This is a genomic window from Corynebacterium sp. ACRPQ (assembly GCF_022347225.1).
Lineage (GTDB): Bacteria > Actinomycetota > Actinomycetes > Mycobacteriales > Mycobacteriaceae > Corynebacterium > Corynebacterium tuberculostearicum_D.
Map to the genome: position 1 here is coordinate 31,670 of NZ_JAKRNF010000012.1, position 18,996 is coordinate 50,665.

The 18,996-nt window shown below is 59.4% G+C and carries 20 protein-coding genes; 13 read left to right on the forward strand and 7 right to left on the reverse strand.

The window, feature by feature from the left end; translation table 11 throughout:
- Nucleotides 1–10: 10 nt before the first annotated feature.
- Together MHY24_RS08190 and MHY24_RS08195 are read left to right on the forward strand one after the other, a co-directional pair.
- Nucleotides 11–691, forward strand: coding sequence for a hypothetical protein (locus MHY24_RS08190; protein WP_005324183.1), 681 nt, complete (start codon nucleotides 11–13; stop codon nucleotides 689–691).
- A 346-nt stretch (nucleotides 692–1,037) separates the two neighbouring features.
- Nucleotides 1,038–1,658, forward strand: a complete 621-nt coding sequence (locus MHY24_RS08195) for a hypothetical protein (protein ID WP_239229436.1) — start codon at nucleotides 1,038–1,040, stop codon at nucleotides 1,656–1,658.
- Between the two features lie 153 nt (nucleotides 1,659–1,811).
- Here the strand turns inward: MHY24_RS08195 and MHY24_RS08200 are convergent, their stop codons facing one another.
- The 3 genes from MHY24_RS08200 to MHY24_RS08210 form a co-directional block, all read right to left on the reverse strand.
- Nucleotides 1,812–2,684, reverse strand: a complete 873-nt coding sequence (locus tag MHY24_RS08200; protein WP_239229438.1) for a hypothetical protein — start codon at nucleotides 2,682–2,684, stop codon at nucleotides 1,812–1,814.
- Between the two features lie 222 nt (nucleotides 2,685–2,906).
- Complete coding sequence (locus MHY24_RS08205; protein ID WP_239229440.1) at nucleotides 2,907–3,965, reverse strand: CNNM domain-containing protein; 1,059 nt, start codon at nucleotides 3,963–3,965, stop codon at nucleotides 2,907–2,909.
- Nucleotides 3,965–5,359: a hemolysin family protein gene (locus tag MHY24_RS08210; RefSeq protein WP_239229449.1), complete on the reverse strand. Its 1,395-nt coding sequence runs from the start codon at nucleotides 5,357–5,359 to the stop codon at nucleotides 3,965–3,967. The genes MHY24_RS08205 and MHY24_RS08210 overlap by 1 nt, the downstream gene beginning before the upstream one ends.
- Before the next feature lie 147 nt (nucleotides 5,360–5,506).
- On the opposite strand from MHY24_RS08210, the gene hemW reads away from it, so the two are divergent.
- The 8 genes from hemW to pdxY all read left to right on the forward strand — a co-directional run bounded on the left by hemW (nucleotide 5,507) and on the right by pdxY (nucleotide 12,592).
- Nucleotides 5,507–6,646: a radical SAM family heme chaperone HemW gene (gene hemW, locus MHY24_RS08215; RefSeq protein WP_239229451.1), complete on the forward strand. Its 1,140-nt coding sequence runs from the start codon at nucleotides 5,507–5,509 to the stop codon at nucleotides 6,644–6,646.
- A 109-nt stretch (nucleotides 6,647–6,755) separates the two neighbouring features.
- On the forward strand, nucleotides 6,756–7,034 hold the full coding sequence (locus tag MHY24_RS08220; protein WP_239229462.1) for a hypothetical protein: 279 nt from the start codon (nucleotides 6,756–6,758) through the stop codon (nucleotides 7,032–7,034).
- A gap of 10 nt (nucleotides 7,035–7,044) precedes the next feature.
- Nucleotides 7,045–8,094 carry a heat-inducible transcriptional repressor HrcA gene (hrcA, locus tag MHY24_RS08225; RefSeq protein WP_239229464.1) on the forward strand — a complete coding sequence of 350 codons (1,050 nt, stop codon included), beginning with the start codon at nucleotides 7,045–7,047 and terminating at the stop codon, nucleotides 8,092–8,094.
- 69 nt (nucleotides 8,095–8,163) lie between these two features.
- Entirely contained in the window at nucleotides 8,164–9,315 is a 1,152-nt protein-coding gene (gene dnaJ / locus MHY24_RS08230) for a molecular chaperone DnaJ (RefSeq protein ID WP_239229466.1), read from the forward strand.
- On the forward strand, nucleotides 9,315–10,073 hold the full coding sequence (locus MHY24_RS08235; RefSeq protein ID WP_239229476.1) for a 16S rRNA (uracil(1498)-N(3))-methyltransferase: 759 nt from the start codon (nucleotides 9,315–9,317) through the stop codon (nucleotides 10,071–10,073). The genes dnaJ and MHY24_RS08235 overlap by 1 nt, the downstream gene beginning before the upstream one ends.
- 23 nt (nucleotides 10,074–10,096) lie before the next feature.
- Nucleotides 10,097–11,077 (forward strand): PhoH family protein, encoded by a 981-nt coding sequence (locus MHY24_RS08240; protein ID WP_239194127.1) that lies wholly within the window; start codon nucleotides 10,097–10,099, stop codon nucleotides 11,075–11,077.
- Nucleotides 11,074–11,691: an rRNA maturation RNase YbeY gene (ybeY, locus tag MHY24_RS08245; protein WP_005326445.1), complete on the forward strand. Its 618-nt coding sequence runs from the start codon at nucleotides 11,074–11,076 to the stop codon at nucleotides 11,689–11,691. Before MHY24_RS08240 ends, ybeY begins: the two co-directional genes overlap by 4 nt.
- A gap of 52 nt (nucleotides 11,692–11,743) precedes the next feature.
- On the forward strand, nucleotides 11,744–12,592 hold the full coding sequence (pdxY, locus tag MHY24_RS08250) for a pyridoxal kinase PdxY (protein WP_239229486.1): 849 nt from the start codon (nucleotides 11,744–11,746) through the stop codon (nucleotides 12,590–12,592).
- Between the two features lie 228 nt (nucleotides 12,593–12,820).
- Here pdxY and MHY24_RS08255 read toward each other — a convergent pair whose 3' ends face one another.
- Nucleotides 12,821–14,641, reverse strand: a complete 1,821-nt coding sequence (locus MHY24_RS08255; RefSeq protein ID WP_239229496.1) for a zinc-ribbon domain-containing protein — start codon at nucleotides 14,639–14,641, stop codon at nucleotides 12,821–12,823.
- A 508-nt stretch (nucleotides 14,642–15,149) separates the two neighbouring features.
- On the opposite strand from MHY24_RS08255, the gene era reads away from it, so the two are divergent.
- Genes era through MHY24_RS08270 form a run of 3 tightly spaced genes read left to right on the forward strand, consistent with a single transcriptional unit; the run spans nucleotide 15,150 to nucleotide 17,676 of the window.
- The gene (era, locus tag MHY24_RS08260) at nucleotides 15,150–16,187 is read left to right on the forward strand and encodes a GTPase Era (RefSeq protein WP_239229515.1); all 1,038 of its coding nucleotides are present in this window, start codon (nucleotides 15,150–15,152) and stop codon (nucleotides 16,185–16,187) included.
- A gap of 6 nt (nucleotides 16,188–16,193) precedes the next feature.
- Nucleotides 16,194–16,910: a DNA repair protein RecO gene (gene recO / locus MHY24_RS08265; protein WP_239229517.1), complete on the forward strand. Its 717-nt coding sequence runs from the start codon at nucleotides 16,194–16,196 to the stop codon at nucleotides 16,908–16,910.
- 10 nt (nucleotides 16,911–16,920) lie between these two features.
- Nucleotides 16,921–17,676: an isoprenyl transferase gene (locus MHY24_RS08270; protein WP_284596715.1), complete on the forward strand. Its 756-nt coding sequence runs from the start codon at nucleotides 16,921–16,923 to the stop codon at nucleotides 17,674–17,676.
- Nucleotides 17,677–17,707: 31 nt separating this feature from the next.
- On the opposite strand, the gene MHY24_RS08275 is transcribed toward MHY24_RS08270, so the two are convergent.
- The 3 genes from MHY24_RS08275 to MHY24_RS08285 all read right to left on the reverse strand — a co-directional run bounded on the left by MHY24_RS08275 (nucleotide 17,708) and on the right by MHY24_RS08285 (nucleotide 18,946).
- Complete coding sequence (locus tag MHY24_RS08275; RefSeq protein WP_239229519.1) at nucleotides 17,708–17,896, reverse strand: helix-turn-helix transcriptional regulator; 189 nt, start codon at nucleotides 17,894–17,896, stop codon at nucleotides 17,708–17,710.
- Between the two features lie 3 nt (nucleotides 17,897–17,899).
- Nucleotides 17,900–18,349: a hypothetical protein gene (locus MHY24_RS08280; RefSeq protein WP_239229521.1), complete on the reverse strand. Its 450-nt coding sequence runs from the start codon at nucleotides 18,347–18,349 to the stop codon at nucleotides 17,900–17,902.
- A 177-nt stretch (nucleotides 18,350–18,526) separates the two neighbouring features.
- Nucleotides 18,527–18,946 (reverse strand): Fur family transcriptional regulator, encoded by a 420-nt coding sequence (locus MHY24_RS08285; RefSeq protein ID WP_005326453.1) that lies wholly within the window; start codon nucleotides 18,944–18,946, stop codon nucleotides 18,527–18,529.
- Nucleotides 18,947–18,996 lie beyond the last annotated feature (50 nt).

Here is an 18,996-nt window from a genome sequence, read left to right on the forward strand (position 1 = left end):
CTCGAAGCCAATGCACAAAATCGCCGCCGAGCTGCGCCACCGCGAGCTTACGCAAGAGATTTACAATATCGGCGACGAAGTCGCAGAGTACCTCGAGCACCTCATTGAAGCCATCGAGGATTGGGACGAAGAGCTGTGCATGGATTGCCTGGCTGAGCTAGGCGATATCGTCGAAGACGCCCGCGTTGATTCCGGCCGTTGTGTAGGTGAGCTGATGGGCCTGCGCCAAGCCCTGGTCTCCGGCGTGCGCTCCGGCACCATTTCCGCCGCTTCTTCCGGCGTGAACGACGTGGAAGAGCCGGAACAACTAACCCCGCGCCTATTGGATGAGCGATTCCCCATCTCCAAGCCCATCGTGGTGCACGAGTTGGCCGAGTCCCTGCGCTCTCGCACCCAGGCCGTGGCGGATTACCTCCGCGAGGTAGTGGAGTACGTGCTTGCACAAACCGACGCCGTGGCCCGCAACCTCGACATGGTCTCGCTGCCGCACTTGTACAAGCGCACCGGCGAGTCCGCCCTCATTGCGGTCCAAGCGTGGAAGCACACGGTGCTTGATACCCACCCGGCCTATGTCCGCACGATGCGCGGGCATAACCCACCGCAGTTCTTAGAAGAGCGCGCCCGCGTTGCCGCAGTGGTGGAAAAGGTCCGCGCTAAGCGCGAGGCGGCCCGCCGGGCTACAACTGCATAAATCACATAGCCTTCCTTGTTTCACGCAAGGGGATGTTCACGGCCGCCGAGATTCCCTCTCTCGGTGGCCGTTGAAGTTTTTCTGCGCCAGAGTGCCCCAATTCGGGGAAGCATTTAGGGAAATTTTAGGTTAACGGCTGTTCCATATAATTTTTATTATGCCTGTTCAGCGGCTTGGGTGCTGTATCCAGCAGTATTGTTGCTGGATCAACCGTAAAAATCTAAGGAGAAAATACTCTCAACGCACCGTAGGGTATTCCCCGTCCATGCGAACGCCGTGACCTAGCACCATCCACACGCGGCGCGCGCAATGTCATTTTTTAACCACATCTACAGGGAGTCAATCCATGGGCGCACGCCGAACTTCTCGCCTTATTGCCAGCGCAGTGGCCGTAGCCACCTTCTCTTCCATTACCGTCGTTTCTAGCGCCGTCGCCGCCGACGACACCACCTTCGTTGAGGAAAAGACCACCGACGATACCGTTAGCCTCAACGGCATCGAATTCGATGAGGACGGCAACCTGCTGGAGGAAAACAACGCCGGCGATAAGGCGATGGAAGAACTCGACGCGGAAGAAGACGCCGCCGAGTCCATCACCCCGTACGCCGTAGACGGTGCGGAGGGGGCCGCCGAGGCTCCGGCTTCTGAGGATGCTACCTCTGCAGAGACCACCCCATCCGAGTCCGCAGAAGAGACTTCTACTGAGGAGATCTCTGCAGAAGAAGCGGCCACCGAAGAGCCGCCCTCTGAGGAATCCACCGAGCTTTCCATTATCGAAGCTGCGGTTGTTCCAGGCCAGGACGGTAAGGACGGCCAGGACGCAGACATGTCTTCCGTCGTAGGGTTCTCTTTCCTGGCTGCACTCGTAGGTGGCGGCACGGTGCTGGGCATCCTGTCCATCATTGACTACTTCTACACCCACGGCATGCCGCCGAAGAATAGCGTCCCATGGCGCATCAACCAGTAAGACTTTCCTTATTGCAGGCGAAGTTTCGGTGGATTCGCTTGCGAGGCATTCGCCATCGCCCTCCCTTCGCGCTCACCGGCGCAGCGGATTCCGCGGTGAAAGCGCCGCTGGTGAGCGCGAAGGACGGGGTAGAGGAAGGCGGGAGGCGTGGACTTAGGCAGAACGGGCGGCTTTTTGTCTGGCGGAGATGGTGGAAATGAGGTCGGTCAGGAAGCGAGTGGGGTGGTCGATGAGCTGTCGCGGGGTATAGCAGAGGACGGTGAAACCGGCCTCGCGCAGACGTCGGTGGCGCTCACGCTGATGGGCAAGCGCCTTCGCGGGGATAATGTCGATGAGGTAGGCGCTGTTGATGCATAGGGCGGTCGTGATGCCGGGCAGCGCGGTGAAGGGCGCCTCGAAGAACATGGGCCAGGGGAAATCGGCCTCAATGAGGAGGGCGCGGGCGAAAGACTCGTAGGGAGAGCGGGAAAGGGAAGAGGCGTGGTGGATTACGGCGCGGACGATGCGGCTATTGCGCACTCGGCCCATGCGGGCAAACTCTTCCTTGAGGTCTTCTCGGCTGAGGCCGGAACGCAAAGCCGAGTCGGCGGCGATGAGGCCGTCGGTGAAGCCGTGGTAGCGGGCGACGTCGATAACCGCGCGGGCCTTGGAAACGCAGCGGGTGCCGTCCACGAGGACGGGCTCGGGAAGTAAGGCTTTGCGGTAGATGCGCTCGGGATGGCGGCGGTCCTTGTGGGGAAGCGTATTGGTGGGAAGGGCCATTTCAATCTTTTCCTCGGCCGTGGCGATGACCCACAGTCCGTGCACTCGGGCGGCAGACTTGGAGATGAGCACCGCGGTATAGGCGCTGCGGGCGGCGGCGATGGCGCGCAGGCGCAGCTGGGAGGGGAAGTCGAGGCAGTGGTAGTGATCGCGCCGGACTGCGATACGCGGTGCGAGTTTGAGGTAGGTGCCGTTTTTCAGGTCGGTCCAAAAGGTGGGGTGGTTGGTGCGGATGGAGTCGATATTGGTCAGTGGTGGTGTCATGCCTCCTAGGAAAGGGCACGCTGCCGGCCGGCGCGAGGAGGTGGCGGCCGGGCCTGTGGATAACAAGGCTGCAGGGAAAGGCGAGTGAGCGAAGTGGCGGCTGGGAAAGTTACGGCCACAGTTATCCACAGTCGGAGGCGACATCCCTTGCACGTGGGTGCAAAAACGGTAAAGCCCGCGCCGGCCACAAAGAAGCGGGCGCGGGCGAGGACGCGGCACGAACTAGACGGCCGGGGGAGGGGTGACCTTGTCTAGCTGCTCGGTAATCTGCGGCCACAGCTGGCCCATGATGTCATCCCAGGTAAGGATCCACACGGCATTGTCCTTATCGGCCTTGCCCACCATGACGAGCTGTTCATTGCGCGCACGCATATGGTCCAGTGTCTTTTGCACGGTGGTAGAAGAAGACACAGAAAGAGCGGGGCGAGAGAACTCGAGTACCGGGGCCTCCGGCTCGGCCAGCAGGGTATCGCGCACGTGGACCACGCGCGGGACGCGGGAGTCTTTGGGAAAGACCAGCACGCGCATGATGTTCTTGCGCACCACGAGGTCTTGGAGATCCTCCACGGTGGCGTCGGAAGGCAGGGGCACTACCTCAGAGCCGTGGGCGCGGGCCATGGCGCCAACGGTGGAATTCTCCAGCTCGATGACATCAGAAATCTGGTTGGCGGAGTCATCGTCCAAAGCACCGGTCTCGCGGGAATGCTCAACCAAGGTGCGCAGGGTTTCGGCATCATAGCCGGCGGCACCGGCGCGGTCGACGGGTTCCTCACCCGTCATGGCGACCAGCTTATTTGCCATGACGTTTATCCACTTCAGCAGTGGGCGGAAGAGCCACACGAAGCCCCGCGCGGGAACCGCGATGACCTGTAGGGCGGTTTCCGGGTGGGTAATCGCCCAGGACTTCGGTGCCATCTCACCTAGAACGAGGTGGAGGAAGGTAACTACGAAGAGTGCGAGGAGGAAGCTGACGACGTCGGCAATGCCCAGCGGTAGGCCTGCGGCCTCCAGCGGCGCCATGAGCAGGTGGTGCACCCAGGGCTTGGTTACAGCACCGAGGACGAAGGTGGCAGCGGTAATGCCCAGCTGCGCGCCGGCGAGCATGATGGTCAGCTCATTGAGCGAGCGCAATCCGGCGCGGGCGGTACGGGAGTTTTCCGCATCCTCTTCCAAGCGGTTGCGGCGAGCGCCCATCAAGGAGAACTCGATAATCACAAAGAAGCCGGAAGCGGCGATGATAAGGAGGGTAACGAGGAGGTTAAACCACCACGATTCGGTCATTATGCATCCTCCTTCTTATCGGCATCATCGGAGTGGTCGGAGTAATCCTCCACCAACTCGATGGCGAGCACGGACGGTACGTGGCGGTCCACCTCTTGCACGCGCAGGCGGAGGGAGCGGACGGGTGCTTCATCGTGGTCAACCCAGTCATCGGGTTCGGCCTCGAGCTGGATGGTGTGTTCCTCGCCTACCTCAGGCAGAGCACCGGAGTGGGCAATGACGAGGCCGGCGACAGTCTCAAAGTCGCCCTCAGGCAGGTCGTGGCCGATGGCGCGCTCGATCTCATCAATCGGCGTATCGCCGTCGACCAACCAGTGGGATTCGTCCTGCTCGGTGATTTCCTCGGTTTCTTCGATATCGTGCTCATCGGTGACATCGCCCAAGATTTCCTCGGCCAAGTCCTCCATGGTCACGATGCCTACGAAGCCGCCGTACTCATCGATCACGCACGCCATCTTCTGGTCGCTATCGCGCAGCTCTTCCACCACATCCGGCAGCGGCATCAACTCAGGGACCACGACGGCCTCCTGCATGATGCTGGTGGCCTTGGTGGCGGCGGGCAGGTCGCTTCCCAGGACGTCGATAAGATGCACCACGCCGATTGGATTGTGCTCATCGTCGATGACGGGGTAGCGCGTGTGGTCGGTAGACATCATCTCGCGGACCTCACCGAGGGTGGTGTCCGGGTCAATGACGTCCACGCGGGAGCGCGGAATCATGGCGTGCTCCACGTCGTGCTCGGGGAAGTCCAGCAGGCGGTCGAGCACCATGTAGGTATTTTCATCCAGATCGCCGGCCTCATGGGAGGAATCCACGATGGATTCCAGGTCATCGGCGGTGGCGGAGGAGTCCACGTCTTCTACCGGTTCGATGCCAAAGACCTTAAGGATGGCATTGGAAGAGTACTCGAAGAAGTGGATGAGCCAGCCAAATAGTCGCAGGTAGAGCTGCGTGGAGGCGGCCAGCCAGCGCGCCGTCTTCATCGGTGCGGCGATGGTGTAGTTCTTGGGGAAGAGCTCCGCAAACAGCATCGTCGCAATCGTGGAGATGAAAAGTGCCGCGATGGTACCAACGGTGACTGACACTGCGGACGGAACGCCGACGCCGCCAAGCAACGTACCCAGTCCCTGGCCCACGAGCGGCTCGGCCACATAGCCGATGAGCAGGCCGGTAATCGTAATACCGAGCTGCGCGCCCGAGAGCATGAAGGAGGTCTGCTGAGTAATAGCCAGCGCGCGTTGGGCTGTCTTATCCCCCTCAGCAGCCTGGGTCCGCAGCTGCGTGCGATCCACGGACATAAAGGAAAATTCTTGGGCCACGAAGTATGCGTTCGCGACGATGATGAGGCCAATGACTACGAAGCCGGCCAGGATCATCAAAATAGCCGATAACATGATTTACTCCCCACCGCCTAGAAGGAGGTAGGGACATCGACTCGGAGGTTCCACTGAGGGTGCCTTTCTACTTGGGAAGATGGAAACATACTACATGCTCAACCCCGCTTTCGGCCATTTTGTTCCCGGCCTATTAGGGTTTTATCCATGACTGAACCCTTCGGGCTGTATATCCACGTTCCTTTCTGTGCCACTCGTTGCGGGTATTGCGATTTCAATACCTATACCCCGGGCGAGCTTGGCAGCTCGCGCGATCTCACTGGGCCCTACCTGGATGCCTTGGACCGCGAGCTGGAATTGGCGGCCGCGCGCGTGGGCCGCCCGGCCGAGACCGTATTCATTGGCGGCGGCACGCCTTCGCTGCTGGGCGGGCAGGGCCTGAGCCGCATCCTGAACACCGTCCGTTCCACCTTCGGCCTGAAGCCTGGGGCGGAGGTCACCACTGAATCCAACCCGGAGTCCACCTCACCGGAGTATTTTGCCCAGCTTGCCGACGCCGGCTATACCCGCATCAGCCTCGGCATGCAGTCCGCATCCCCGGGCGTTCTCCAGGTCCTCGAGCGTGCCCATACCCCCGGCCGCGCCTTTGCCGCCGCCCGCGAGGCCCGCGCCGCCGGCTTCGAGCACGTCAACCTGGACATGATCTACGGCACTCCCACCGAAACCGATGACAACGTGCGCGAGACCCTCGATCGCGTGCTAGAAACCGGCGCGGACCACGTCAGTGCTTATTCGCTCATCGTAGAAGACGGCACCCGCATGGCGCGCAAGGTCAACAAGGGTATCCTGCCCGCCCCCGATGAGGACGTGCTGGCTCGGCGCTATGAGATGATTTCCTCCACCCTCGAGGCAGAAGGCTTTGAGTGGTACGAGGTCTCCAACTGGTCCAAGCCCGGCGGCGAGTGCGAGCACAACCGCATCTACTGGGTAGACGGCAATTGGTGGGGCGCCGGCCCAGGCGCCCACTCGCATTTGGGCAACGAGCGCTTTTTTAACGTCAAGCACCCCTCGCGCTATATCGATGCCCTCGGCCGCGACGAGCTGCCCATCAAAGAAACCGAGACGCTTACCGACGCCGACCGCCACATGGAGAAAATCATGCTCGGCCTGCGTCTGCGCGAGGGAATCCCGGAGGCCTGGCTCGATGCCCACGCCGCGCCCGCCCTCGAACGCTTTATCGGCCGCGGCCTGCTCGAGCGCGCTGGCGATCGCGTACGCATCACGAAGCCCGGCCGCCTGCTGGCCGATGGCATCATCACCGATCTCCTCGTCGCCGAAGAAACCTAATCCTCGTTCCCAGACCTTTAGATTTAGTTCAGTAGAAACCAAACCAGTTAGTTTTGACTCAGTCGATGAGAAACCTGTTATTCCGCCATTTTCTTGTTAGTCTTTTGCCGTGACTGGTGGACTGGTTCCTTCAGGCGCAAGCTTCTTCCAAGCCCGCTGGGATCGAGCTACGCCAGCTGAAAGAGACTATCTCAGTGCCATGGCAGCCTTAGGCGATGGTTCAGCGGAAACAAAAGAAATCGGTGAACGCCTTGGGAAGGATAATAAGGCTCTTGGTCCGGTTCGGGCTAAGCTCATAAACAAAGGTCTCATTTATTCCCCTGAACACGGTAAAGTCCGGTACACCGTCCCGAATTTTAAAGATTTTATCATTCGCCGCAGCGAATAGGAGCGCCATAGTGTCTACCTCAACCGATGCCCGCCGCAAGGAAGTCCTGCGCGCCATCGTGGCGGACTATATTGCCTCCCAGGAGCCGGTTGGTTCTAAGTCGCTGCTAGAGCGCTACCAGCTGGGAGTTTCCTCGGCCACCATCCGCAATGACATGGCCGTGCTCGAATCCCAGGGCCTTATCTCCCAGCAGCACGCCAGCTCCGGCCGCGTGCCCACCCAGCAGGGCTACCGCCACTTTGTGGACTCTCTCCACGAGGTTAAGCCGCTGTCGGCCCCGGAGCGCCGCGCCATGCTCAACTTCTTGGAAGGCGGCGTCGACTTGGAGGATGTGCTGCGCCGCTCGGTGCAGCTATTGGCGCAGGTGACGAAGCAGGCGGCCGTCGTCCAGCTGCCCAACCTCAAGGTCTCGCGCGTCAAGCACTGCGAGGTCGTGGCGCTGTCCCCAGTGCGCCTGCTGCTGGTGCTTATCACCGATAACGGCCGCGTGGACCAGCGCAATGTGGAGCTCGATGAAATCATCGACCAGGACCAGACCATCCGCCTGCGCGACATCGTCAATAGCGCACTAGTGGGCAAGACGCTTAGCGACGCCTCCGTGGAGCTCGCCCACCTCGTCGACGACGCCCCCTTGGATATCCGCCACCACGTGCTCAAGGTGGCCACCACGCTCATCGAGACCCTAGTGGAACAGCCCTCCGACCGGCTCATTATGGCCGGCGCCTCCAACCTCACGCGCGTGGCGCGCGAGTTTCCGGAAGGTTTGCCCAAGATTATTGAGGCACTAGAGGAGCAGGTCGTCGTCCTCAAGCTGCTTGCCCGCGTGCCCGATTTGGGCAACGTCTCCGTGGTTATCGGTGAGGAAAACGAGGAAGACCAGCTGCGCCAAGCCTCCGTGGTGGCTACAGGCTACGGCCTGGGCACCGGCGATGAGGTGGCTACACTCGGCGGCCTCGGCGTGGTGGGGCCTACCTTTATGGATTACTCGGGAACAATTTCTAAGGTCTCTGCCGTTGCACGGTATGTGAGCGAAATTTTGGCCGGCGAGCAGTGCGAGTAAACTGGCTGGCCGCGCATTATTTTTTCAAGTTAACCCCAACAAGACGAATTAGAAGGAATATCTCTTACAGTGGCTCGTGACTATTACGGCATCCTCGGTGTTGATAAAAACGCAACTGACCAGGAGATTAAAAAGGCCTACCGCAAAATGGCCCGCAAGTATCACCCGGATCTGAACCCGGATGATGACGCTGCCGCGGAAAAGTTCCGCGATGCCGCGCTGGCCCAGGAGGTCCTGCTGGATCCGCAAAAGCGCCAGATCGTAGACATGGGCGGCGACCCCATGGAGCAGGGTGGCGGCGGTGCCGGCGCCGGGGGCTTTGGCGGCTTCGGTGGCGGCGGCCTCGGCGATATCTTCGCCGAATTCTTTGGCGGCGGTACCGGCGGTTCCCGTGGGCCGAAGTCCCGCGTCCAGCCGGGCAACGATGCCCTGCTGCGCACCCGCATCACCCTGGAAGAGGCCTATACCGGCCTGAAGAAGAAGGTCACCGTGGATACCGCGGTGCTGTGCGATAGCTGCGGTGGCACCGGCTCCGAGTCCAAGGCCAAGCCGGTTACCTGCGATAACTGCAATGGCATGGGTGAAATCCAGGAGATGCAGCGCAGCTTCTTGGGCAACGTCATGACCACCCGCCCGTGCCCGAAGTGCCAGGGCTTTGGCGAGGTCATCACCGATCCGTGCAACCACTGCGCCGGTGATGGCCGCGTGAAGAAGCGCCGCGATCTCACCGTGAATATCCCGGCCGGCATCAATGATGGCATGCGCATCCGCATGGCCTCCCAGGGAGAGGTCGGCCACGGCGGTGGCCCGGCCGGCGATCTCTACGTTGAGGTCCACACGGAGGATCACCCCGTCTTCCAGCGCAATGCCGATGACCTGAACCTCACCGTGCGCGTGCCGATGATTGACGCCGCCTTGGGCACCAACTTCACCATCGACCAGCTCAATGGCGAAGAGCTCACCATCGATATCGAGCCGGGCACCCAGCCGGGCGAGTCCATCAAGGTCGATGGCGCCGGCATGCCGCGCCTGCGCACCGATGGCTACGGCAACCTCTTTGCCCACGTGGACGTCGTTGTGCCGAAGGACCTGGACCGCAAGACCCGCGAATCCCTGGAGAAGATCCGCAACTCCCGCGACGAGGGCGCGCGCGTGCGCACCACCGGCGATGGCCAAGAGGAATCCTTCTTCAGCCGCATCCGCGATAAGTTCCGCCGCTAATGTCGCTGCCCGTCTTCATCCACCCGGATCTTTCCGCCGCGCGCACCGGCGAGGCCTTCAGTTTTTCTGGCCCGGAGGCCCGCCATGCCGTAACGGTCAAGCGCATGGGGGAGGGCGAGCGCCTTGAGCTTATCGACGGCACCGGTACCCGCCTTACCCTCACCATCACCGCTACCTCGGGCAAGGACTCCCTGGAGGGCACGGTCGACTCCATCGACACCGCGCCCGATCCCACCCCGCGGGTGAGCGTGGTGCAGGCCATCCCGAAATCCGAGCGTGCCGAGCTCGCAGTGGATCTTGGTACCCAGGCCGGCGCGGATGAGATTATCGCCTGGCAGGCGGATCGCTGCGTGGCTAAATGGGATGGTAAGAAGGCGCCGAAGGCGGTGGCCAAATGGCAGGCGGCCGCCGATTCCGCGGCCAAGCAATCCCGTCGCGCCCGCATCCCACAGGTGCGCGGCCCGCTGACCACCCCGCAGCTCGCTCAAGAGCTCACCAGTGGCCGCGACGGCGCTTCCTCCACCGCACCCACCGTGCTCGTGTTGCACGAAGAGGCTACCGCCTCCATCAAGGACGTGCCGCTCACAGAGGATGTCGTCCTGCTCGTCGGTCCCGAGGGCGGCATTGGCGACGCCGAGCTCGATCGCCTCAAAGAAGCCGGCGCCATGCCCATCAAGCTTGGCCCGGAAGTGCTGCGTACAGCGAGTGCGGCAATGGTGGCGCTGGCGGCAATCGGCATGCGCACCGAGCGTTGGTAGGCGGCGCTGGTAGCCTAAAGCACGTGCCTATCATCACGAAGAAATGTGAGCTAGATTCCGCCTACGTCAGCAGCGTGCTAGGTAGCGCGGACGATAACTTGCGCGTGCTCAATAACCGCCTAGATGCGGACCTTTTTGCTCGCGGCAATGTCGTCACCGTCACGGGCCCCGATTATGAGGTGGCCCGTGCCGCCAAGATCCTCGACGAGCTCGAGGCCATCGCCCGCCGCGGTCACGCCGTATCCACCGATACGGTCAAGCACACCATGGACATGGTGGCCGTGGAGGCACCGCAGTCGGTCTCGGCGGCGCTGGCGGCGGACATCGTTAAGCGCCGCGGCAAAGCCATTCGCCCGAAGACGGTGGGGCAGTCCGAATACGTGCAGGCCATCGACGATAATACCGTGGTCTTCGGCATCGGCCCGGCCGGTTCCGGCAAGACCTACCTCGCGGTAGCCAAGGCCGTGCAGGCGCTACAGACCAAGCAGGTCTCGCGCATCATTCTCACTCGCCCTGCCGTGGAGGCAGGGGAGAAGCTCGGCTTTTTGCCAGGCACGCTCAATGACAAGATTGACCCTTACCTGCGCCCGCTCTATGACGCCCTGCGGGACATGCTCGACCCAGAAATGATTCCTAAGCTCATGGAGGCCGGCATCATCGAGGTCGCCCCGCTGGCCTATATGCGCGGCCGCACGTTGAACGATGCCTTCGTCATCCTTGATGAGGCCCAAAACACCACGCCCGCGCAGATGAAGATGTTCCTGACTCGCCTGGGCTTTGGCTCCAAGATTGTGGTCACCGGCGATGTCTCCCAGGTAGACCTTCCACACGGCCAGGTCTCCGGCCTGCGCATCGTGCGCCGCATCCTGCGCAACGTGGAAGATATTCACTTCGCGGACCTGGGTTCCAAAGACGTGGTGCGCCACCAACTGGTCGGGCGCATCGTCAATGCCTATGAGACCTTTGATAATAAGAAAGCCGCAGAATACGAGGGAATGGAATGAGTATCGAGTTTCTCAATGAATCCGGCTTCGAAGGCGTTAACGAGGAGATGCTGATTGACGTCGCCTCTTATGCCTTCGGCGCCATGGACATCAACCCTGATGCTGAGTGCACCATCACCTGTGTGGATCTGAAGACCATTGAGGATCTGCACGTGCGCTGGATGGATCTGGAAGGCCCCACCGATGTCATGAGCTTCCCCATGGATGAGCTCACCCCTGGCGCCATCGCCGGTGGCGGCCGCCCCGATGCCGCCGACCCAGGCCCGGCCATGCTGGGCGATATCGTCCTGTGCCCCGAGTTTGCCCTGCGCCAGGCGGAGGCCGCCGGCCACTCCCTCGGCCACGAGCTGGCCTTGCTTACCGTCCATGGTTGCCTGCACCTGCTGGGCTATGACCACTCCACTCCGGCCGAGGAGAAGGAAATGTTCGGCCGCCAAAACGAGCTGCTCGCGGATTGGTACGACGATGCAGCCGAGCGTGGTGTTTCCTATCAGCCCAAGCCTTCTGGCCCGAAGGCTTTTCCTGACGCCGCCGAGCGCGCCAATCTAGACAAGCAGGTTCCCGGCGGCGGAATCCCTGCGGTGGGCGAGCCACAAGATCGCCCGGAAGAATAATTTTTGTCTTTTCCTTGGTGAGCGCGCGGGCAGCGTAGCACAATGGATAGCTATGACTATCCTTTCCATCCAGTCCCACGTCACCTACGGCCACGTTGGCAACTCCGCGGCCGTCTTTCCCTTGCAGCGCGCTGGCCATGAGATATGGCCGGTTCACACGGTGAATTTCTCCAACCACACCGGCTACGGCGACTGGGGCGGACCGATGATTCCCGCCAGCGACGTCACTTCCATCATCGACGGCATTGAGAAGCGCGGCGCCTTCCCGCAGATCGACGCCATCCTTTCTGGCTACCAGGGAGGCGCCGACATTGCCGACGCCATCGTGGAAACCGTCCGCCGCATCAAGGCCGCCAACCCCAAGGCCCTCTACGCCTGTGATCCGGTGATGGGCAATGCTAAGTCCGGCTGCTTCGTCTCCGATGAGATTCCGCCGCTTTTGCGCGACCGCGTCGTGCCCGTCGCTGATATCATCACCCCGAACCTGTTTGAGTTGGGCTACCTTACCGATTCTGAGGTGGGCACCCTTGAGCAAACCCTCGACGCAGTGAAGAAGGCGCAGGAAATCGGTCCGAAGACCGTTTTGGTTACCTCCGTTAGGCGCCCCGAGACTGCCGACGACCAGATTGAGATGCTCGCCGTCGACGGCGACCGCGCCTTCCTCGTGTCCACGCCGCTACTGCCGTTCAAGCGCAACGGCTCCGGCGACGTCACCGCCGCCCTGTTTACCGGCCACTACACCGAGACCAGCGACGTCAAGGAGTCCCTGCGCCGCACCGCCTCCTCCGTGTATGACCTGCTGGAAAACACCTACGAAGCAGAGACGGCCGAGCTCCAGCTCATCCAGTCCCAGGACGTCTTTGCGCACCCGCGCATGCAATTCAGCGCCGAGGAGCTTTAGATTTTCTTCCCTCAGTGGGCTTGTTTCAGAATGAGCCCACTGACATTGAATCGCTAAATTCAAAACGCATGCAGTGGGAGAAGGAAGCCCCAGAAACAGTGTCCTTCTGGCCACGACTTCCCATAGATCCTGAAGCATATGGATGCTGCCATCCGAATGCGCTCTCTTGAACGGGACTTTCCTGCAAAGGGATTCGATGGGAAAGCCCAAAGGCTGTTGTTTCTCACTCTACGAACGAAACATACGCATCCAGCAAGGCGGTGTAGCTCCTTCAACGATCTTTATGAGTTCGCTCTTTACTTCCTCTTGGCGATTCCTCCAGTCATCTTCCCAAACCACTGCCAGGCGGACGCCGGCTTGCTCGCATAGCCGCTGTTTGCGTAGGTGGCGTTCTCGGATGGAAGGATCGCGCGATTCGTCGTGCCAGTAATTCCCGTTGAATTCAATTCCCAGATGAAATTCTTCTAAAAAGATATCGAGTTCAAGTAATCCCAAAAAGTCACCGCGAAAGTTTTCTCTTAGCTGAAGAGTTGGAAATTCGCTTTCAATAAATTTCACAATCTGCTTTTCAGCTAAAGACCAAGGTTTCCAACACACCACACAGCCGTGACCGCGCGAGCGCTGGTTTACTCGTTGCTGCCAAACATGCCCGCAATCTTGCCCTTTCCACCAAACAGAAAGCTTTGAACCTGGGCTAACGAATTGGGGTTTCAGGCTACCGTTTAATGTTGGGTGCCATTCCGCGGCTAATTCGGGTCTGCGAGTGCCGAGATCATTAAATCCAGGCAATACTTTGGCGCCTGAGCAGTAGGGGCAGCCTGCGTGAAGGCGAGTTCTATTGGCTAAAATTGCACTCCATTCATGCCCGCACAGACCCTTCCACCAAAACTTCTTGTTGTTGCCAGCTGAAACTGCTTTCGGGGTTAAATTGCCGTTCTTTGAGGGGTGCCATTCGTTGGCAATCTCAGGGTGAGTGGTGGAGAGGTCGTTAATTCCTGGAACTACGATGTCGTTCCCGCAAATTGGGCAGCCTCTTCCTCGGGCTCTCTGCCCAATAGAAGCCTGCCACTCGTGGCCGCATGGACCAAGCCACCATACCTTTCTATCGCTTCCAGCGGTCACCTTTTGAGGCGTTAAATTGCCATTTTTTGCTTTATGCCACTCGTGCGATAATTGCTCGTTTGTCGTCTCGAGATCGTTTTGGCCTATAGCTATTGCCTGGCCTTCGCAAACTGGACATCCGTGTCCACTCGATCTGGACCCACAACTTGCGCTCCATTCATGGCCTAACCTGCATATCCACCAAATTTTCTTACCACTTCCATGAGAAACTGAATTTGGTGTCAGGTCTAGGTTTTTCGTGGGATGCCATTCATTGGCAAGACTGCTATGAGTCGTAGCAAGGTCGTTGAAGCCTGGGAGAACTTTCTTGCCGGAACAATAGGGGCACCCTTGCTTGATTCTATTATTAGGAGAAGATTTCCAGGCATGGCCTAAATCGCACTGCCACCAGACGAGATTGATAGATCCTTTGCCAACGTCTGATGGCGTTAGTTCCCCATTCAGAGTCGGATGCCATGTTGATGCGATTTCTGGATGGGTATGGAAGAGGTCGTTGAAGCCTTTTAGCCTTTTCTGGCCGACGCACACTGGGCATCCTCTACCAAGATTTGTGCGGTTGTTGACGGTGGATTGCCACTCGTGTTCAGGATCAACGGAGCATTGCCACCAGACTTTTTTGGTAGAGCCTTTGCTAACTTGAGAAGGCTCAAGTGAACCATTTTTCGAAGCGTGCCATTCTTCAGCTAACTCAGGGTGAGTGGTTCTGAGATCGTTGAATCCGGCCATCACTTTCCTGCCAATGCAAACCGGGCATTTTCCGCTTCGAACTTGCCTGCATACTGGCCGATCCCAAACATGTCCTTTAGGGCATTTCCACCGTACGATTTTGTGTGAGCCGGGCGTGATTTCTTCTGCAGTTAGACCTTCATTTAGATCAGGATGAAGACTTGCGGCTAGCTCTGGGTATTTCTCTTTAAGGCTAAACATTTATTTTTGGCTGTACGAGTGTCCGGGGATTGTAATCTTAGACTAGCTCTAAACGAGTGCATGTAGCGGAGAGCTGAAAACAAATGAATTCTCGCTCAGACGCTTCGAGGGCATAATGACCGCGAGACTATATTCCCCAGCACACTGCATAGTAGAAATGCTGCTGTTCTGAACTCTCTTGCCTCTGAATTGGTTAGCGTAACCCACCTTCAGCTGAGAAGCTGGAATCGTAGCCGGTCTTTAGGTTCCTTCGAAATGAGGAATAGTCTCGAGAAATTGGCGATCCGGTGACAAATGCGGTCGTACTCGCAGGTTAGAAAGTGTCGGCTACGCTAGCTTGCGATTATTCGTCCGTATCATTGGCTTGTCGACATTTGCACCAATTCGCTCGGTGCATCGATGGAATCATTTGAACGGGGTATACACCGTGCTACCGGTACTAATATTTGCGGATAAGTCGTCTGCTATTTATCGGAGATCTTGACTCCGTGGGCTATTATTGCGGGTAATGAGTTCTGATTTTGATGCACAGTTTGATGCGGCATTCGAGGGCCTGCCAGCAGACCCCGATGATGCCGTGTCGGAAGGCGCCGAGAATACGGCAGCCCCGCTTGATTATTCGCAATACACCGATACCCTGGAGGGTTTCCGCTCGGGCTTCGTATCCTTTGTCGGGCGCCCGAATACCGGCAAGTCCACGCTGACCAATGCCCTGGTGGGCCAGAAGATTGCGATTACGGCCGACCAGCCGGAGACTACCCGCCACACCATCCGTGGCTTGGTACACCGCGATGATGCCCAGGTTATCGTCGTGGATACGCCGGGTCTGCACCGCCCGCGCACCCTGTTGGGTGAGCGCCTCAACGAGGTAGTCAAGGATACATACGCTGATGTGGACGTTATTGGTCTGACCATCCCGGCCGATGAAAAAATCGGCCCTGGTGACCGCTGGATTTTGGATAACGTGCGCTCCATTGCGCCGAAAACGCCGATCATCGGCATCGTCACCAAGCTGGATAAGGCCAGCAAGGATCAGGTAGGCGCCCAGCTTCTAGCCCTGCACGAACTGCTCTCTCAGGATGACCCGAATGCGGTAGTCATACCGGTGTCCTCCAAGGAGGGCGTGCAGCTTGATGAGCTGGTGCAGGTCATCGTGGATCACCTGCCAGAAGGCCCGAAGTTCTACCCGGATGACCACATCACCGATGAAGGCCAAGAAAAGCGCATCGAGGAACTCATTCGTGAGGCCGCCCTATCTGGCTTGAAAGCGGAACTGCCGCACTCGGTGGCGGTGCAGGTCGATGAGATGCTGCCGTCGCGCACCCGCGAGGGCGTGCTGGATATCCACGCCATTTTGTACCTGGAGCGCCCCGGCCAAAAGCGCATTATCGAGGGTAAGGATGGCCTGCGCTTCCGTCGCATCGTGGGCAATGCCCGCAAGGAGATTATTAAGCTGCTGGGCCAAAACGTGTACTTGGACCTGCGCATCAAGGTGTTGAAAAATTGGCAGTCTGACCCGAAGTCGCTGGGCAGGCTCGGGTTTTAAACCACTATGCGCGAGAACTATCGTGACCGCGCAGTGGTCATCCGCACCTATGATTTTGGCGAGGCCGATCGCGTCATCGTCCTGCTCACCCGCGATCACGGTCTTGTACGCGCGGTGGCCAAGGGCGTGCGCCGTGCCAAGTCGCGCTTTGGTTCGCGGCTGCAGCTCTTCGTCAACCTTGATGTTCAGCTGTATGTGGGCAAAAATCTAGCCACCATTTCCCAGGCGGATACGGTGGATTACTTTGGCGCGCGCCTCATTGAGGACTATGAGCGCTACACGGCAGCCTGCGCGGTATTGGAATCGGCAGAGCGTCTTGCTTTTGCCGACGCCGACCATGACCCCTACCTCTACGAATCCGTCACCGCGACCTTGGGGCAGCTCCAGACCGCGGACCCAACCATGACGCTGGATGCCTTCTTATTGCAGGCGATGGCGCATGCCGGTTGGGCGCCGAGCCTTTTTAACTGTGCACAGTGCAACCGGCCCGGCCCGCACCACGCCTTTCACCCGGCGGTCGGCGGAGCGGCGTGCCACGAATGCCGGCCGCCGGGTGCCGCGGAGGTGGATCCCGAAACCCTGCATCACCTGTGGCTTTTATCGCATAACTATCCAACGAATTCAACGAATGCGCAAAAGCAGGAGGGGCATCGCCTAGCGCGGGCGCACCTGCAGTGGCACATGGAGCGCAATGTTTCCGCATTGCAGGTAATGGAGCAGTAGAATATAGCCCGTGATTACGCCAGACCCGAACCGCACTTTGACCCCACCGAATATCCCGGATGAGTTCATGCCCCGCCATATTGCGCTGGTCATGGACGGTAATGGCCGCTGGGCCCAGGAAAAAGGCATGAAGCGCACCGAGGGACATAGGCGCGGCGAAGCCGTGCTTCTCGACGTCGTCGATGCCTGCCTTGCCGCCGGCGTTCCCTACCTTTCCGCGTATGCGTTCTCCACGGAAAATTGGCGCCGCAGCCCAGAGGAGGTCCGCTTCCTTATGGGCTTTAACCGTGACGTGTTGCGCCGCCAGCGCCAGTGGCTCAATGAGCGCGGTGTGCGCGTAGTGTGGGCCGGCCGCCGCCCGCGCCTGTGGCGCTCAGTGATTAAAGAGCTCGAGGCTGCCCAGGAGCTGACCAAGGACAATACCAAGATGACCTTGGCCATGTGCGTCAACTACGGCGGTAGGGCAGAACTGGTGGATGGCTTTAGGGACATCGCCAAGCAGGTTGCCGCCGGCGAGCTCAACCCGCGCGATATTAAGGAAGAGACCATCGCGCAGCACCTCTATGACCCAGGCATGCCGGATGTAGATCTCTTCCTGCGCCCGTCCGGTGAGAAGCGCACCTCCAATTTCCTGCTGTGGCAGTCCGCGTATGCGGAGATGATTTACCAGGATAAGCTCTTCCCAGATTTCACCCCGGAGGACCTTTTTGCCGCTATCGAGGAATACGCGCGGCGCGACCGCCGCTTCGGAGGCGTTAAGAAGTAACGCGCAGCACCGAAGCGGTGTGCGTTTATACCTAGGGGATAAAGATATCCTCGATTGAGCAGGAAAAGTGGCGCGCGATCTGAAAAGCGAGGGGGAGCGAAGGATCGTAGCGTGCCTTTTCAATACTGATGACCGTTTGGCGCGAAACGCCTAGCTCGGTGGCCAAGCCCTGCTGCGAGAGTCCTTGGCTCTCGCGAATCTCTTTTAGCCGATTGTCCATGGCTTAGCTCGCTGCCCGTTTGTGGGCAAAGTAGCTAATACCAAAGGTCCCGGTGACAAAGACTCCCAAGATGATAGTGAGCAGGGAGCCCGAAACGCGGAAGTCCCAAAAAGAAGAGACCACGCCGAGGCCGCCAATGCCAAAAAGCATGGCGTGCAGGGTGTTTTCCGAGGCTTGCGAATACCAATGGGATTCGATGGAATTTTCCGGATCGGGTGTTGCCCCACGGATGGTGTCCCGATCCACCATGAATAGCCAGCTAGCCGTCGTAGTAACAGGCAGTAGGCACAGTGCGTACACGGCAAACGCTAGTAGGGGCGAATCATCGTGTACGAAAGCGGCCACGATGGCACCGGCTGCCGCCGCAAGGGCCGCGCCTGCAGCAACGGATAAAGTTATGAGCTTGGCTTGTGAGCCGCCAAACTTGGGGCGGCCAAAGCGAGTGGTCTGCATGGAAACCTCCTGTAGCAACGGTTTGTAAAGTGTGCTTGACACACACTATATGTCAAGGGTCCTTTACTGTAAAGGAGGCTTTACTATCGCGGCAGTTGCTAAAGAAAAACCTCAGGCTCCGGAAGTTGGAGTCTGAGGTTAGGGGAGAGGCGGCTTCGCAAGGAAGCGCGAGCGTGATTAGGCAGAGGCGGCGCAGTCGCTGCAGATGCCAAAGACTTCGGCATCGTGGCCGGTGAGCTCGAAGCCGTACTCCTTGGCCACGGAGGTGGCCCACTTTTCAATGGGACCGCCATCGATTTCCTCGGTGCGGCCGCACTTGGTGCATACCAAGTGGTGGTGATGGGCGTCGGTATCGCAATGGCGGTACAGGGTTTCGCCATTGGGCATGTGGAGGGCGTCCACTGCATCGATATCGGTCAGGGACTGCAGGGTGCGGTACACGGTGGTCAGGCCCACCTTCTCCTCACGCTCCTGGAGCTCGTGGTAGATCTCCTTGGCAGAGGCGAATTTCTCCATTTCCCGCAGTACCTCAACCACTGCGGTGCGCTGCTTGGTATTGCGCGCGCCTAGTTTGGGAATACTGTCATGTAAAGCCATGCCCTTAACATTATCAATAGTTTTTCAATAACTGCACAGTCAGGCGGCTT